Annotated in this window: 12 protein-coding genes; 6 read left to right on the forward strand and 6 right to left on the reverse strand. The window is 49.1% G+C overall.

Annotated elements, in window-relative coordinates; genetic code table 11:
* Window positions 1-58: 58 nt before the first annotated feature.
* The 3 genes from IC230_RS25720 to IC230_RS25730 all read right to left on the reverse strand — a co-directional run bounded on the left by IC230_RS25720 (window position 59) and on the right by IC230_RS25730 (window position 4,172).
* Entirely contained in the window at window positions 59-1,165 is a 1,107-nt protein-coding gene (locus IC230_RS25720; RefSeq protein WP_191041948.1) for a FecR family protein, read from the reverse strand.
* 48 nt (window positions 1,166-1,213) lie between these two features.
* A complete protein-coding gene (locus IC230_RS25725; RefSeq protein ID WP_191041949.1) occupies window positions 1,214-1,792 on the reverse strand; it encodes an RNA polymerase sigma factor in 579 nt (192 codons plus the stop codon).
* A gap of 1,018 nt (window positions 1,793-2,810) precedes the next feature.
* Complete coding sequence (locus tag IC230_RS25730; protein ID WP_191041950.1) at window positions 2,811-4,172, reverse strand: hypothetical protein; 1,362 nt, start codon at window positions 4,170-4,172, stop codon at window positions 2,811-2,813.
* Between the two features lie 152 nt (window positions 4,173-4,324).
* On the opposite strand from IC230_RS25730, the gene IC230_RS25735 reads away from it, so the two are divergent.
* From IC230_RS25735 to IC230_RS25750, 4 genes are all read left to right on the forward strand, one after another.
* The gene (locus IC230_RS25735) at window positions 4,325-4,588 is read left to right on the forward strand and encodes a redox-active disulfide protein 2 (RefSeq protein WP_191041951.1); all 264 of its coding nucleotides are present in this window, start codon (window positions 4,325-4,327) and stop codon (window positions 4,586-4,588) included.
* A 493-nt stretch (window positions 4,589-5,081) separates the two neighbouring features.
* Window positions 5,082-5,387: a hypothetical protein gene (locus tag IC230_RS25740; protein WP_191041952.1), complete on the forward strand. Its 306-nt coding sequence runs from the start codon at window positions 5,082-5,084 to the stop codon at window positions 5,385-5,387.
* A gap of 718 nt (window positions 5,388-6,105) precedes the next feature.
* The gene (locus IC230_RS25745) at window positions 6,106-6,390 is read left to right on the forward strand and encodes a TlpA family protein disulfide reductase (protein ID WP_191041953.1); all 285 of its coding nucleotides are present in this window, start codon (window positions 6,106-6,108) and stop codon (window positions 6,388-6,390) included.
* A gap of 90 nt (window positions 6,391-6,480) precedes the next feature.
* The gene (locus IC230_RS25750) at window positions 6,481-6,684 is read left to right on the forward strand and encodes a hypothetical protein (protein ID WP_191041954.1); all 204 of its coding nucleotides are present in this window, start codon (window positions 6,481-6,483) and stop codon (window positions 6,682-6,684) included.
* Between the two features lie 512 nt (window positions 6,685-7,196).
* Here the strand turns inward: IC230_RS25750 and IC230_RS25755 are convergent.
* The gene (locus IC230_RS25755) at window positions 7,197-8,102 is read right to left on the reverse strand and encodes an NAD-dependent epimerase/dehydratase family protein (RefSeq protein WP_191041955.1); all 906 of its coding nucleotides are present in this window, start codon (window positions 8,100-8,102) and stop codon (window positions 7,197-7,199) included.
* Window positions 8,103-8,328: 226 nt separating this feature from the next.
* Complete coding sequence (locus tag IC230_RS25760; RefSeq protein WP_191041956.1) at window positions 8,329-9,396, reverse strand: SDR family oxidoreductase; 1,068 nt, start codon at window positions 9,394-9,396, stop codon at window positions 8,329-8,331.
* Window positions 9,397-9,918: 522 nt separating this feature from the next.
* Between IC230_RS25760 and IC230_RS25765 the strand changes: the two genes are divergently transcribed.
* Both IC230_RS25765 and IC230_RS25770 read left to right on the forward strand, forming a co-directional pair.
* Entirely contained in the window at window positions 9,919-10,713 is a 795-nt protein-coding gene (locus IC230_RS25765; RefSeq protein WP_191041957.1) for an SDR family NAD(P)-dependent oxidoreductase, read from the forward strand.
* Between the two features lie 11 nt (window positions 10,714-10,724).
* Window positions 10,725-11,639 carry a helix-turn-helix domain-containing protein gene (locus tag IC230_RS25770; RefSeq protein ID WP_191041958.1) on the forward strand — a complete coding sequence of 305 codons (915 nt, stop codon included), beginning with the start codon at window positions 10,725-10,727 and terminating at the stop codon, window positions 11,637-11,639.
* A gap of 211 nt (window positions 11,640-11,850) precedes the next feature.
* On the opposite strand, the gene IC230_RS25775 is transcribed toward IC230_RS25770, so the two are convergent.
* Window positions 11,851-16,017: a hybrid sensor histidine kinase/response regulator transcription factor gene (locus tag IC230_RS25775; RefSeq protein WP_223860846.1), complete on the reverse strand. Its 4,167-nt coding sequence runs from the start codon at window positions 16,015-16,017 to the stop codon at window positions 11,851-11,853.
* Between the last annotated feature and the right edge of the window lie 8 nt (window positions 16,018-16,025).

Consider the following 16,025-nt stretch of genomic DNA (forward strand, 5'->3'; position numbering starts at 1 on the left):
AATTCATATGTTTATAAAGAGTTAAATAGTTATATCTATCGACAGCAGAGGTTATGGTTCACGGTTGCTGACAATTACCACCGTTGATAATCACCTGTCCATCAATGATGTCGTAGGTTGCGCCAACGGTCGCACAAATGATGCTTAGCTTCTGCTCGAATGATTCATTTGTCATCGACGAATTCAGTTGACAACTGGCCAGCGCTTCCCGGTTGTAACGAATCTCAATACCGTAGGCCTCTTTTAGTTCCTGCAACACCTGAGGAATGGGTGTATCGTTATACACAAAAGCAGGCGCTTTCTTTGGCCGGATCGGACTGGTGACGAGAATAGGGGCCTCCACCAGCATCTTATCAAACTGAGCCGTTTCTCGGTTAAAGACAACCTGCTGGTTAGGTAGCAGCATAACCCCTTTTTGTCTGGTAGTCGATGGGGATGACTCATTGTGGTAAACCGATACCTGACCGGACTGTACCTGAACCCGTACCCGGTTCTCTTTTGCAAACGCCCTCACTGTAAATCTTGTCCCCAGCACTTTCGTCACCACTTCGTTGGCATGTACCAGAAAGGGTTTCCTAGCATCCCTGGTTACGGCAAAGGTCGCTTCACCCGACAGGTATACCATCCGATTTTGCTGGCCGAAATCAGCGGAATAACTTACCCGACTCTCAGGAGTCAGCGAGATCACCGACTGATCGGGCAGGCGAATGATCTGGACCTGTTGAGTGGTATTTATTTTTTCGGAAACCGTTTTCGTTAACGTAGCCAGCTGTTGCTCATACGGAGATGTCTGATGACTGATTTGCTGCCAGATTCCAATGCCCAGCGCTAGAATAACGCAGGCTGCAGCCGCCCACCACATCCAAGCTACCCGGCGAACGGGAACTACGGTCTTGTGTATTTGGGTATTTGTCTCTCGAATCCGGACTAAGAGCTGGTGGATCGTTTCTTCAGGTAACTGGGTTTGTGCATAGGCGTCAAGGCCTAGCCGAATGGCGGTTACTAAATCAATGGCCTGTTGGTATTCCCGCTGCCGGTTCGGGTGCTGGTCAAACCAGTTTTCCCAAAAATGGGTTGACTGGATCGTCGGTCTAAGCTGATGGTTGACAAAGGCGTCATCCGTTAAAAAGTCGGCGGCTGAAAAAGTCTCGTAATTAGGTTGCACTGGCTACTGAATTTGTCAGTAGATGACAACTTTTTAAAAACGTACTCACTAAATTCTAAAAAAAGTTAAAATAGTTAAAATAGGTAGAACAAACCAGCTTCGTAATTTCTCAACAGCGCGGAAAACGAGGTTTTTGGCTGACTGCTGATTAACAGCCAGCACTTCACCAATCTGGCTATAGTCCATGTTTTCAACGAAGCGCAGCTTCAGGGCTTCCTGCTGACGTGGGGGTAATTGGGCGATGAGTCGCTGAAGTCGTTCCTGGCGGGTACTGGCCGCTTCGAGTTCTTCAAGTATTTCCAGATCATTGGGTTCCGCCCAAAGTGCTTCGTAATCGGTTTCGTCTAAAGATTTGGCGGGGCGCTCTTTCCGCTCAAGCAAATGCATAATCCGATTCTTAAGTGCTTTTAGCAGATAATGGCGAATGTTATCGGGGATTGTCAGTTTGGTTCGCTTAGCCCATAATTCCGTAAAAACATCGTGCACACAGTCCAATACAAACGCTTCTGAAGCGGCAACCAGGCTCATACCGTAGCGATACATGGCCCGAATATGCAACTGATATAGCTGCGTATAAGCCTCTTCATCGCCCAATTGGAAAGCGGTCCAAAGTTGCTGTTCGTTCACCGGAGGTCTTTGTGCAATTAATTCTTTTCTTAAGTAGTCCGTTTACCGTTTTTACTGTCAAATAGCCCGATTGTATCTTAGCAATATAGGCTAGATTAATACTAACATTATTTATATCAGGCACTAAAAACAAATACAATATATGACTAAAGACGCCATAAATTAAACAAATCTAATAATTGCATTAGAAAACGATTGGATTTGGGTATTTACACTTTATAACTAAGGAGTAGGTCTAAATGGGTATCAGCGACTATTAAAGGGTTGACGACCAAATCAATCCAATGCCACCCGCAGTTCCATGAAAGCCAAATTACTGCATTTGAGGGATAGACAAAATTGAAACGTGGCCTTAAAAACCTCTGAACTGTCTAGCTACCGCTGATTAGTGAAATTATCGTACGTAATGACTTGAAAAGTGCCACTGGCTACCAGTAAATAGGCACTCACCCGATCTAAGATTGTGTAAAGCAACATCATATTACCCCTTAGGTCGGTAAGTTCTTTAACGAGTGCAGAAGTCAGCTCGATAGAGGGTTTCCGACGACGGTAGGTGAGCCTGCCAGCCCAAAAACCCGCCATATCATTTATTGCCGTTTCGGTGGTCTGGAAGGAATCGTTCGCGGCCCTACCGTTTCAAGGTAGAGCGTAGTGACCAAAATAGAAAAGCGATCATAGATGGTTTGTAAAAAACGGATGGCGAAACACCCACTGTCGGCCACCACGACACCAGGTCGTTCCCCTAAAAGAGCCACTAATGTCTCAAACGTAAATTATGGTTGGTGAAGCTTTTTTAGTACGATGCCGGTAGGCATCTCATGTTTATAAGTGATAAACCTACCCCTCAGGCATGCATATGATAATGAACCTCTTATATCTATAAACATATCACGGCAGCGGCCGCCCGTCCCTCTGGGGTAAATTATCCATAACTCACGTTAAATAGCCGCTCGTGTTCAGTAGGAAGCGGCTATCTGGGTGTGAAGCAGATAAGGCTGGCTAAGTAAGGGCGACTAGATTAGGGTTCAGGTACGTACCAGAATGGAATCGTCACCAGTTCATCGGCTTCTTTTTTTCGGGGGTCTTGCAGGGCCACGCGGAGCAGGTTGTGGCCTACTTTCAGATTGCCCGGTACTACCACCGTTTGCCAGCCACTTTGCTCCTGAATCCCGGCTTTGGTAAATAGCAAGTCAGGTTGGGCACAGGTCGAATCGTTAATGGTAATGCGAATCAGCTTATTAATCTGCTGGTTGCTCCAGATAGCATACTGTTGCCGACGCGCTTGCCTCGACAGCGTATCGCTCCAGACTGGTTCGGGGGCAACCTGCTTGAGCTTCGTATCAAGCGCTTTGGGATAGGCAATGAACAAGCGCAAATAGGGTTCCCGAATCACGTCTGACTGGATGGAAGCCGTGCTAACAAACGCTCCCTCGGGGCGCTGGTTGTCATAAGCTGTAGGCTCGATATAAAGACTATCGACACGGGCCGAGTAAAGATGTCGGCTGTTAAAAAGAGGCATCCGTCCACTGGTACGCGAGATATCGTTGGCGTATTCAAGGAAGAACACCCCAAAAAATACTACTACGAAAATCGCTGCCGTCTGAATTAATTTGCCGGGCCGGATATTGGCGTAGAACGTGTTAGTGACATAGGACGAGTGTTTGTACATACCCAGCATCATCAGTCGTCCTGCTTTGGTAAACCGGTAGTTAAGTTGAATGCCCCTGGGTGTCTCTTTTATTTTCTTCTGATTCAGCACCATAGAAGCTAAGAAGAACAAGGTCATTAGTATGCCTAAGGCAACTTTGACCCCAAACCAGACGTTGGGGGTCACGTTGGGTTGAACCACTAAGTAGACCAGTAAACCCAGCAGGTAGAGTATGGCAACGACCACCAGCAGGAACACGAACTGAAACGCGAGAGCAAACACGACGTTGCACCGTTTATCGAGCCAGAGAATATAGCGGTCCAGTGGGCCAAACTCGTCGGCTAGTCGTTGCTGGGCATAAGGCGTAGAGAAGGGAATACGGTCGTAGTGGATGCCCGACGGAAAAACGGCTAAGAGACCTACCAGACCCACCCAAAACGCCCGCATCACAAAATTGGCCAGAAAGGCCGCAAACAAGACGTGACACATGGCCCGTATCAGGCTATATACCATCGTGGGTAACATGACCGCTGCACCCTCGGTGTGGGTCATGTAATTGTAGCGGATGTAGCTAAAGGCTGACTCTAGCAAATCGGGCAATTGCAGGATGGCGAACATGGCCACCCCGGAGATGGCTAATTCGAGGTTCCAGCTCTGAGTGGTTAATTCCCGAAGCTTGTCTTGCTGGTCGGGAGTAAGCTGCGAAGCCGTCGATGGGTTGTTATCAGACATGAATGATCGTGTGTACTGATGGTTATACGCTACGTTGTAAAATCATCTTTATATTCGCCAAAGTACGAAAACATCAAGCTAAATACTCATTGATACATTGCTTCATTAAACGCCCCCAGTACAGTAACTTTTCTTAACCCTAACTTAGTCAGATGAAAAACCGGAAAATCCAGGAGATGAGCAATGAGGCTTGGCTCAACCAAAAAAAAACAACCCAGCTCGCAACGGGTATGTTGGCTGGGGCGCTTTTGGCACTGCTAATTATGGTAGTGCTTTTGGCAAGCAAAAAAGGACTTCATGCCACGAGCATAGGTCTGGGCGTAATTCCTTTTGCCTTTATGCCAATCCTATTTCTAAACTGGAACCATTTAAAAGCAATCAAGAAAGAACTCAACTCCAGACAAAACGCGGTTTGAGCAGTAACTTGGTGATGCCGGCCTTGCTCAGCATAGACATGTTGCAGGCGACAGGCCGCACGGCTGGAAGTCAAGCCCGCAGCCCAACCAAAGGGATGTGTAAAGGTTCAGGTACGCATATTTAGTGGCGTTTAGCGCCCACCATCAACACTCATTGGCGTCGGGTTAACACAACAGGCAATAACGTAGTGGTGAGCTTATATACTAAGGTCAGCAAGGTTGCTGCTTTTCAACCCCTTTTCTAACTACGTCTCACAAATCACTCTTGCTTGAGACAACGAAGCTTACGGATTATTATGCTTCAATATTCGGGCGTTTCTTGAAACAGATAAATCCTGTTGCACGTTGGCCAACGTTTAACTGAATTATCGATGTATATGAGCCCATCTAGTACAATTACAAATTTATTTATAATTTTTCATATACTAACTAAAGTATTAGTTATAATTGCATTGCGTTCCCTTCATTCTCTGTAATTGCTTACCCCTCCATCATGAAGGAATTAATCGCCTGTTTACTAATCGGCCTGATAGGTCTTTCAACGGGTATGACCGCTCAAGCCGCTACACGACGGCCCATAAATCTTCGTCAAGTTTCTCCGGCTGATACAATGCGCTATTACTTGGATGGCAAACGTATTAGTGCCCAGCAATTTCAGCGATTGGATACCAAGTTGTTATACAAGATGGATGTGGATACCAAAAATAAGATAGTAAAAGCCTTCTCTAGAAGCGAAAGCAGTTCCGTTGAGCCATCAGATAAGCTTGAAGAACCATCTACTTACACTTCAGCCCGTTGAACTTAAGTCAATCCAAATCGCTGGTAATACGCCAATGGTGATAAAGTTGCCCCTGACAAAGCGTCAATTTATTGATGTAAAGATCGGTGACAAGCTATGTCCATTATTGGTAAGCCCTGGAGACAGCTTACAAATTAGCTATACCAAGCAAAACTTGATTCCCTTTCAGTTTTCAGGTCCAGGCGCTCCCGTGGCCACCTATTTAACGCAAATAGCCACTATTTGGCGTTCTTATGAGACAAAAAATGGTAAACACATCCTTCAACTAGAGCCTCAGGCATTTGTGAATCGACTTGATTCAGTTCAAAAAGCTTACACTCGTCTGACTAAGCCTACACTGACGACAAGGGAGGAGTCAGCTCAGATTAGCCATCTATTGGCCCAAAAGAATGCAATGCAACTGCTAGCTTACAAGTTGAATTATAGTATGGCCCATTTCTACCCGTATCCCCCCCAACACGCCACCACCAGCCGCATTAAGCCATGTCACGGATGAAGTACCCTTTGATGAAAGCTTGCTTCGAGCGAATATGTATGAATATGGTTTTGTCTTGACCATGTATCTGCAAGCCGCCCTTATCCCGTCTTTATTTGCGGGTAAATCCAAAGACCAAAGCTTAGTTATAACTGATAACCTACCGCGTTTAGCCAATCAGCAAATTCTTAAGAAAAACTACCAGACCCCATTCGTGTTTATTTACAGGCTAAACAAGTGGATATGGCTCTTAGTATGCAGGGATTGACGCCAGGAACAGATTCTGTACGGATTACCCTTAATAAGGAGCCTGATTATGGGTTATATGCTCCCACGATTCAGCAAAAGTATACCAAATGGCAAGCGTTAGCACCGGGTCAAGTTGCCCCTAACTTTACTGGAGTTACCCCAGATGGTCAATCCGTGTCTCTATCAGATTTGAAAGGTAAAATAGTGTATGTGGATGTATGGGCCACCTGGTGTATGCCTTGCCGGGAAGAGTTCCCAGCCGCCAAGCAGTTGCAATAACGGTTTGCCCGAAAGGACCAGGTCGCTTTTCTATACGTATCAATTGATCGGGACGTATCAATTGATCGGGATCAACAGGCCTGGCAGAAAATGTTGGGTGCAGATTCTACTTTTAAGGGCATTCATATCAATATCCCGCCTGGTGAAAGTTTCAATGCTTTCTGGCAGGCCTATCAGTTCAGTATTATTCCCCGCTATCTACTAATTGATCAGCAAGGGAAGTTAATCAACGTCAATGCAGTTCGCCCCTCGGCTAGTATCATTACGGAGACGATTGACAAGCAATTGAAGTGAACGCTCTTAACTAATTTACAATAATTAAATTCTATGAAAGATGCTTTACTATTCACATGCTTATGAAAATAACCGTTGATTGAGCTAGAAGCTTCATGTACCCTATTCTTAGAAAACGCTCCCCAAAATGAGACGAAGGAGCATTCATGTATCTGCTTCATAGATGGGGCTATCACTGAAACAGCATTTAGCTAGAAGTTTCGTAATTTGGCTGATACATAACACATTGTAAGACATCTAAATCTTTGTCAATTATGAAAATTAACAATTTAGGTCTCCTAATCCTCAGCTTCATATGTGTGGTTATGATTGCTGTGACTGGTAATTATATATTTTCTCTCCCGGCTGACTTTTTCGTCTTATTATCCATTTGGCAACAGCATAGATTAAACCAGCAATAGCTGAATGCCAACAACGTCTGAATATACGCTGGTTTTAACATCTGTCTAACTCAATGCGTAGCAGACGGAATTTGCCAACAGTATCCAAATGGACAAAAAACCCCTTGTACCTTACGCCCCCCAGGTCACGTATTTTTGCCAGTTGTGTTGTTCCTTAAAGCCCAGCACTTCCCGGATTTTGCGATTGGAAAATAAGGCTTCATAAGTCCCCAAGGCCCGACTGATGGGTACTCCCGGGAAGAACCGTTCCACCAGCTCCAGGCTGGGAAGAATGGCCCCGTTGTGATCGTTACCGGCATTGAACACCTGATAACCCAGCCCCTCTTTTTGCAAACATAAGTCCACAATCTGGCCCAGATCCCGGGCATCGATGTAATTGAAGGCATTCCGGCGTCGCACCTCAGGATGGGTAAAATAAGCAGGAAACAACTCGGCGTATTCGTGGGGTTCAATCACATTACCGATCCGTAGGGCATAGATATCTACCCCTGAGCGTCGCTGAAAGCTACGGGCTGTTTGTTCATTGACTACCTTGGACAAGCCATAGCTGTCCATGGGATCGACGGCGTAGTCCTCCTCCAGCGGCAAGACGTGCGGGTTGGTTTGGCCATCGGAAAAGCAGATACCGTAGGTTGTCTCGGAGGAGGCAATAATAATCTTTCGGATGCCCAGTTTAACGGCCGCTTCAATTACATTGTAAGTTCCCATCGTATTGACCCGAAACGTCTCATTATCGGGCTTGAGCAAGATTCTGGGCACAGCGGCAAAATGAACGACTGCATCAAACGTAGGGACGCCGGTACCAGGCTCCAGTTCATCTAAGCGGGCGTACGAACTCAGGGCATTGAACATCTGGCCAGAATCGGTAATATCAGCGACCAGATTATTGACCCCCGGATAATCCAGGGGCATCAGGTCGACATTCAACACGGTATGGCCCTGGTCGAGCAGGTAGGGAATGACGTGCTTACCGGCCTTGCCCGATCCGCCGGTAAAAAATACTCGCTTTTTAGTCATGGGTTAGCCTGGTTAGGCGGTGATTTTTTCGGTTGTTAACTGATGCTGCTGGCGCATTTTATTCCAGCCCAATTTATCATGATTCGTTTGCGTAGTAACTCTAGAACTCGGAACAAGATCATTGCCATTCAGCAGGTACGTCGTTATGGAGGAAGGGAGTAACCTGTTACGCCCGCTTTTGACCTGCTTAAAAATAAACCAGGCTTGCGGATGTGTCGTAATAGCGTTACGGGATCAACCTTTCCTGCCGAAGCCTGACAAACAGATCAATAAATGAATCCCGCGTATCCTGGTAAACGGTAAAGCCCAGCTTTCGGCTCTTCGACATATCCGTCATCACCTCCAGGGGACGGCCTAGATCTAAATCCGTGTGCCAGGCCGAGGCCAGACGCTCTAGCATGGGTTCTTTCAACTTGTGGCTGGCCGCTATAGCGCGCCACAGCGTCGCGTCGGCTCCGATGGCGGCTTGAAGGGGGTGTATCGTCCCATCGAAGCCTCTGGCTTCCAGGCCAAACCAGTTGGCAAGCTGCTGCCAGAGCCAGTTCCAGCGGAACACATCGCCGTTGGCAACATTGAAGGCCTGATTACGGGCGGCTTCGGTGGTCGCAGCCCAGATCATATGCTGGGCCAAAACCCGGGCATCCGTTACGTCTGATAGCCCGTTCCACTGGGCGTCGGAACCAGGAAACTGAAAGGGTCGGCCGGTTTCTTTGCAGATGGAAGCATAGACGGCCAGCGTGGTGCCCATGTTCATCATGTTGCCCACGGCTTTGCCAATTACCGTATGCGGCCGGTGAATACTCCAGGTAAAGCCATCCCGTTCAGCCGCAGCATACACTTCATCTTCCTGAGCGTAATAGAAATTCTCGATCGCCAGTCTGGGATGTTCTTCCCGTACCGGCGTTATAGGTAGTGTGCCGGCTTTGGCATAAGCCTCAAACGGACCTAGGTAGTGCTTAAGTCCAGTGACCAGCGCCACGTGCTGCACAGTATTGGTTGGCCTAACCGCATCCAGCAGGTTGCGAACCATCAGGCTGTTTACCCGGATGTTTTCAGCTTCGGTTTCGTTGCGCATCCAACTGGTAATAAACACGTGAGTGGGACTAACTTCAGACAAGGCCGCCTTCAGACTATCCATACGCAACAGGTCCGCTGCGATGGGGATCAATCCGTTTAGCTCTGTGGCGGGATTACGGGCCAGTCCATACACGGTCCACTCCTGGTCGAGCAGCCTTTGGGCCAGATTACTGCCAGTAATACCGCTGACACCGACTACTAAGGCTATTTTTTTCATAACAAGCGTTGACTAGCTGGGTACATCTTCAGCCGCGAATAATGACCCTTCAGGAAAATAAGTTGTAAACCCTGCTGTGTGTTTAGAATTAGGACTATTGCCGCTGTCTTGTGAGGCTATAACACCGGGTGAGCTTCTGATCGGTTTGTAAAAGACGTAATGGCTAGTCTATTTGATTGGACATTCGATTGTGGAAGATCGTATACTATGGATTAGTGTTGACAGTTATCAAAAGATAATTGTCTCAAAAAAACGCTCCCAAAGGTGAGACACTAGCACTTTATGTACAATTCGACTAAGTTGTTTAGGGCAGTGCAATTTAGTAATTGATCTTAGGTTGCCACTAAGGTTTCGTCCAACGGCTTGGTTAATCCTTTCTGCAAGCACAATACAATACTTCTATTGCCTTACCGGAAGTAAAATTATCCCAGGATCATCTATGATTTGAACACAACGAACCGCTATTTGAACACGGTTTTTAGTACGACCTATCTCAAATTTGCCTCATACTTAGAACAAGATATGAATGTTACCTTAATAACCGGAGCTTCAGGCGGTATCGGCGAAGCCCTGGCCACCCAACTGGCCGTACGAAAACATAATTTGTTGCTAGTAGCCCGCCGTGCCGACAAACTCGAAATGCTTTGTACACAACTCACTGAAACATATGGCATTCAGGCTCAATATATTCCGGCAGACCTAAGTAAGGCCGATGCGGCCGGGCAGGTTTTTGAAGAATGTCGAAAAAAAAAGCTGACAGTTACCCTATTGGTAAATAATGCAGGCATTGGCTCCAATGGTGAGTTTATAAAAAATGATCTGCAAGCTGAGTTGGCAATGCTGCAGTTGAACAATGCTTCCCTGGTGGCTCTGTGTCACTTTTTTCTGCCCGATATGATCGCCAACAATAAGGGTGGTATCATCAACGTAGCCTCGCTAGCCGCGTTTTTTCCAAGCCCTTATATGGCTGTTTATGCGGCTTCCAAAGTATTTGTACGGTCGTTTACGGAAGCCCTTACCCAAGAGTGCAAACCATACGGCATTCGGGTGCTTTTGTTTAGTCCCGGTTTCACTAGTACCAATTTTATGAATACTCCTGCCAACGATAATGCCTGGGGCAAAGCCCTGACTGATGGGGCTTATACGCAGACGGCTGAACAGGTTGCCATCGAACTGATCCAGGCTTGGAAAAAGAAAGAAACTTTTCACGTATCAGGCCGCTTTAATGCCTGGGCAGTGCGGCTGGGAGCGTTGATACCTAATGCCACCATCGCCCGGATGTTTGCCAGTCGAAAACGAAAGCAAATGAGTCAGTGAGCCGAGTTACCATGCAAAAAGATACCCTAACAACCCTCAACATAGATACCATTGCACAAAGCCATAAAGCATTGGGCATTGGTAAGCCGAAGCATCCGTTGTTTAGCATTCTGCGATTTGAGGACTTGCCAAGAATAAACAATGATGCACGGGTGCGTTTGATTTTTGATTTTTACCAAATCGTATTGAAAAAAGACTGTCCCGGCAAAATTCAGTATGGTCAAACCCCATATGATTTTGACGAAGGCATCATGTCTTTTTTTGCCCCCAGGCAGGTCAGTATTCTGGAACCTGGCAACGTATTGGCCAAATCCGGCTGGTTGTTGACTATTCACGCTGATTTTTTCAGAACTTTTCCCTTAGGGAAGAGAATAAAGGACTATGCCTTTTTCGAATACGCTGTTAATGAAGCTCTAATCCTGTCGGAAGATGAGGAACAATCGATTGATACCATCTTTCAACAAATTGAAAAAGAGTACAATTTGCCTATTGATAGGTATAGTCAGGATGTGGTCTTATCGAATGTGGATTTGATGCTCACCTACTGCAATCGATATTATAATCGGCAATTTATTACCCGTAAACCCAGACACAGCGAGTTGCTGAGTAGAGTTGAACGCATACTCAATGAATCGGTGCGAAACGCAGCCGAGCAAGGCCTACCAACTGTCAATGTCCTGGCGTCGCATATGAACCTGTCGCCTAACTACCTGAGCGATTGTCTGAAGCAGCTAACTGGCCAAACTGGCCAGCAGTATATTCACGAAAAGCTGATTGAGCGCGCTAAAGAAATCTTAGCCACCACTGAATTGTCAGTCAGCGAAATAGCCTACCAATTAGGATTTGGATACCCACAATCATTCAGCAAGTTATTCAAGAGCAAGACCGGTCTATCCCCCCAATCATTTCGGCAAAGCTTTAACTAAGGTTGGCAGATTGTATATGGTTTATTTCTCACATGAAAGCTCAAAAGTGAGACTAGGGAGCTTTCATGTGATGCATCAGTATTCGGGCGTTAAAAAAGACAGTAAATTGGGGGGGGGGTGCCAACATTCGTACGATTTGGCAAAACTACCAGAGAAGAGTGTAGCTCGGCAAAAGGCAGAACTGTTCCAACGAATGGGAAAGGCAGATCGGTTACTCCATATCCCGAAAGCTACTAGGGGAGACCCCTTTTTCTTCCGAAAAAACCCGGCTGAAATACCGAGGATTGTCGAAGCCCACTGCGTAAGCAACATCGGCAACGCTCAACGTTGAATTTAGCAGTAACTCTTCAGCTTTTTGTAGGCGAAGAGCCCTCAGGTAAGGAATGACCGACAGGCCTGTCAGCGCCATTACCTTGCGGTACAACGAGTTCCGGCTCATGCCCATCAACTCACAGATCATGTTCGTATCCAGGGCCACGTTATCCAGATGACGTTCCAGAGTACTTCGTAATTTCACCACAAACTGGTCTTCCCGCGTATCAGTCTCACCGGCGAGACCCGGACTAGGCTGCTGGTTTCCCAGCGCTCGCTGGCTGTAATAGCGCTGCAACAGCCGTCTGGTCTGAAGCAGATTACCCAGCACAAGCAGCAGTTCTTCCCGCTGGAACGGCTTCACCAGGTACGCATCCCCCCCCCGCCGTAAGCCCGCCATCCGGTCGTCCACAGCAGCCCGGGCCGTGAGCAATACAATCGGAATATGGCTGGTGCGTTCGTCGTTCTTCAGGGTAGCGCAGAGTTCAAATCCGTCTTTAACGGGCATCATCACATCGCTCAGAATCAGGTCCGGTGTAGTGGCCAAGGCCAGGTCGATGCCGATCTGCCCGTTTTCGGCCCGAATGATTTGGTAATCCTCCCGCAGGCAGGTCTGGATATAAGTGGCGACATCGTTATTATCTTCCACCAGCAACAACATAGGGCGATCCGGAGCCTCCTCCGGATCGGATCTGCCCCCCTCGTCCATTTCGCCCGAGTCAGGGGTGGGCCGTACATCGTCAGCCAGGGGTGCCTGCCGGGTTAGAGGCAGACGGACCACGAATTCAGTGCCAAGACCAGGTCCCGCCAGTCCGCCCCCCCCCAGTCCGGGACGGTTGCGAACGGCCAGGCCACCCTGCATCAGATTAACCAACTCCCGCACCAGCGAGAGACCAATGCCCGTACCACCACGGACTGATTCGGCCTGAGGTGGCCCGGCCTGGTGCGGCCCAGCCAATCCAGGCCGGGCCTGATAAAAGCGGTCAAAAATCTTGGTCAGACTGGCCGGGTCAATGCCGGGACCGGTATCGCTGACGGTGATCTGAATCCATGGCTCATTTAGATGACTTGTGGGCGTCAGTGCTTCGTGGTAGCCCGCAGGGGCAAGCGGTTGCCAGCGGGTCTGAATAGCTACCTCACACCTGACCTCCCCCCCCGGCGGGGTAAAATTGAGGGCATTTCCCAGCAGGTTGGCCAGGATGTCCTGTAGTTTGTCCGGATTGAAGTCGGCCTCACAGACGTCCTTCTCCGCATGTACGATCAGGTCTACCCCCTTCGCCTGGGCTTGCCATTGAAACGATTCACCGACGTAGCGGATAAAGCGGATTAGGTCGGTTCGCACGAGTTTGATCGGCATCTGGCCAGCCTCCAGCCGGGAGAGGTCCAGAATCTGATTGATCAGACGCAGCAGGTTGCGGCCGTTGCGTTCGATCAGGATGGCCGACTGACGCAGTTGGGGGGCAGCCTGCTGGTGGAGATTGTCAGCCATGCCCAGAATCACCGTCAGGGGCGTGCGGAACTCATGGGAGATGTTGGCAAAAAAACGGGATTTGGTCTCGTCGAGCTGTTGCAGATCCTGGGCCTGCCGGGCAATGACCCGGGTGGCCTCGTTGATCTGGGTTTGCAGCCGGATCTGTGCCCGCTGGTGTCGCCGGTCTCGCCACCGTCCCCAAACCCACCCCCCGCCCAGCCACAGGAACACCAGGGCAACGGCAAACCAGCCGCGCAGGTAAAACGGCCGCAGTACGTGCACCCCGATGGATAGCGTAGCCGACGACATTCGGCCGTCGGCGGCCTGCCCCCGAATCAGCAGTTCATGGTCGCCGTAGGGCAGGTTGCCCAGCCGCAGCGAGGACTCCGTCTGATACCGCCAGGTATTATCGACCCCCTTAAATTGGTAGGCGTACGTATTTTTCTGGGCATCGGTGTAATTAAGCAGCGCGAAGTCAAGAATACTGCTCCAGTCGTCGGGCAGTAGCGTAATCTGCCCGGTCCTGAGTAGTTCCCCGGTCTTGTCGACCAGCGTATTGCGGTCTGCGTCGAACTGGCGGAAGGAAACCACACGAAGGGGCAGAGAGGGCATTGGGGATTCGGCTTCGAAATCACGCGGGTCAAAAGCCGTCACCCCGTTCAACCCACCGAAATAGAGCCGCCCCCGCGCATCCTGATAGTGGGCGATGCGGTTGAATTCGTTGTGGGAGATGCCCTCCTGCACTGTATAAGTCCGCGTGGTGAGCCGGACGGGATCGAACTGCATGATGCCGTTATCGCTGCTGAGCCATAGGTGGCCCCGCCGGTCGGCGTACACCGCGTAAATATTATCGTTATTCAGCCCGTCGGCCCGCCTGAACTGGCGGTAGAGACACCGGACGCGATCCCAGCGTACTAGTCCGGCATTGGCCGTAGCTAGCCAGAACAGCCCTTGAGGGTCCTGGTAAAAATGCTGGTAGCTGTCGACGGGTAGCTTAAAGGGCCCGCTTCCACCCCGCCAGTAGCGAGCCGTAACGCCCTTTCGGGGATCGACCGTGTAGAGTCCCGTAGTAGCGCACAACCAGAGCGTACCCTGTCGGTCAGCGCCAATATGAAGGACATGAGCCCGGGTTAATTCGGGAAACTGGTTATAATTCCTGAACGGTACTACGTGCTGTGTGAGCGGATCGACCAGCCACAAACCGGGGTCGCCACCCGCGAGCAGCCGATACGGGCTGACCGAAAATGAATGCATGGTCCATATCGTCCCCAGGCTGGGCATAAGCATTACCGTGGTTTTCGTGGTTTGGTAATCATACCCCACCAGGGTATTTCCCTGACCTAAGTACAACTTTGCGCCCAACGTATCGCTCAAACTGTTGAAAACGTCCTGCTTAACCAGCAGCTGACGAGCATCTCCACCCGAATACGTACTGCTGAATAGCCCCATATTTTCCAGATTCGTATAGAGCGTACTCCCCACAGCGGTAATTCCCCGAACGGCAGGTTTTTCCCCATCACCAGATTTATAGAACAAGCGATGAAAGTAGTTTTTACCCACCCGAATATGGTAGAGCCCAAAGCTGGTCCCCATCCACATACCTCCATTTTTGTCAACAAAGAAACTTCGGTCGTCAATCAGGCCGCCGGGCAACTGGTTGGTGATATCAAGAACGGTTTTTCCGGTGGAGTCACGCAGTTGGCAGCCATTCCAGAGTAACCCACTCTGATCAAAGACGTAGGCGAGTGGATACTGTATTTTCTCCGATTCGATGGGCTCCGGAGATTGTGTCTGAACATGCCCAGCTCGGTCAACTTTATACAGCTTGTCTATAGGATCGGATGGATCATTTGAGGTTGTGTACCGACAAAAGAACTCCGCATCGGCATTGGGCTGGCCTAAACAGGCATAGAGTGCTCTTGGGTGATCATTGGTTTGCAGCACGCGCCCATCCATCGTCAATTCGACCAGCCTGGTTTCGTCGGCAAAAGCCCAAACGGTATTCCGAGCCGTAACGGCCCCCAGCACCAGGGTCTTGTACTGGGGGAATGACACCATCCGCAACCCCGTTCTAGGATGGTAAACATTCAGTCTGGCTGGCTGGTAATCAATAAAAACAATGGCTCCGTCTGCGCTACTCAGCAGAAACTGCTTTACCGAGGGGGGGTGCATGGGTCGGGTCCGATGAAAGCGCTTCTCGAAGGAGGTGGCCACGCCCGTCACTGGGTTGAACAGGGTGATGGCTGACTTCCCCACGGGACCCATGAGCCACAACAGCCCGTTGGCATCCTGGGCGATGGAATGAATATCGTCAAAATCAAGCCCGTTGCTTTCCTTAGTATACGTAGTGAACCTAGCCCCATCGAAGCGGCTGAGCCCAAGCTTGGTGCCAAACCACATAAAGTCCCGACGATCCTGAAGAATGGCATTTACTTCGCGGTGTGCCAGACCATTCTCAGGGCCATACCGCTGAACGGAGGCCACAAAGTGTTGACCTCCGGCCCATGAGTTGATGCCTAACAGGAAAGCAAGGATCAGGCTGATCGTTTGCCAATGGTGATTACTTATTGTCTGACTCGGAGGATGGGCTGTCAACTCTAGTT

It is taken from the genome of Spirosoma validum (assembly GCF_014699035.1).
Lineage (GTDB): Bacteria > Bacteroidota > Bacteroidia > Cytophagales > Spirosomataceae > Spirosoma > Spirosoma validum.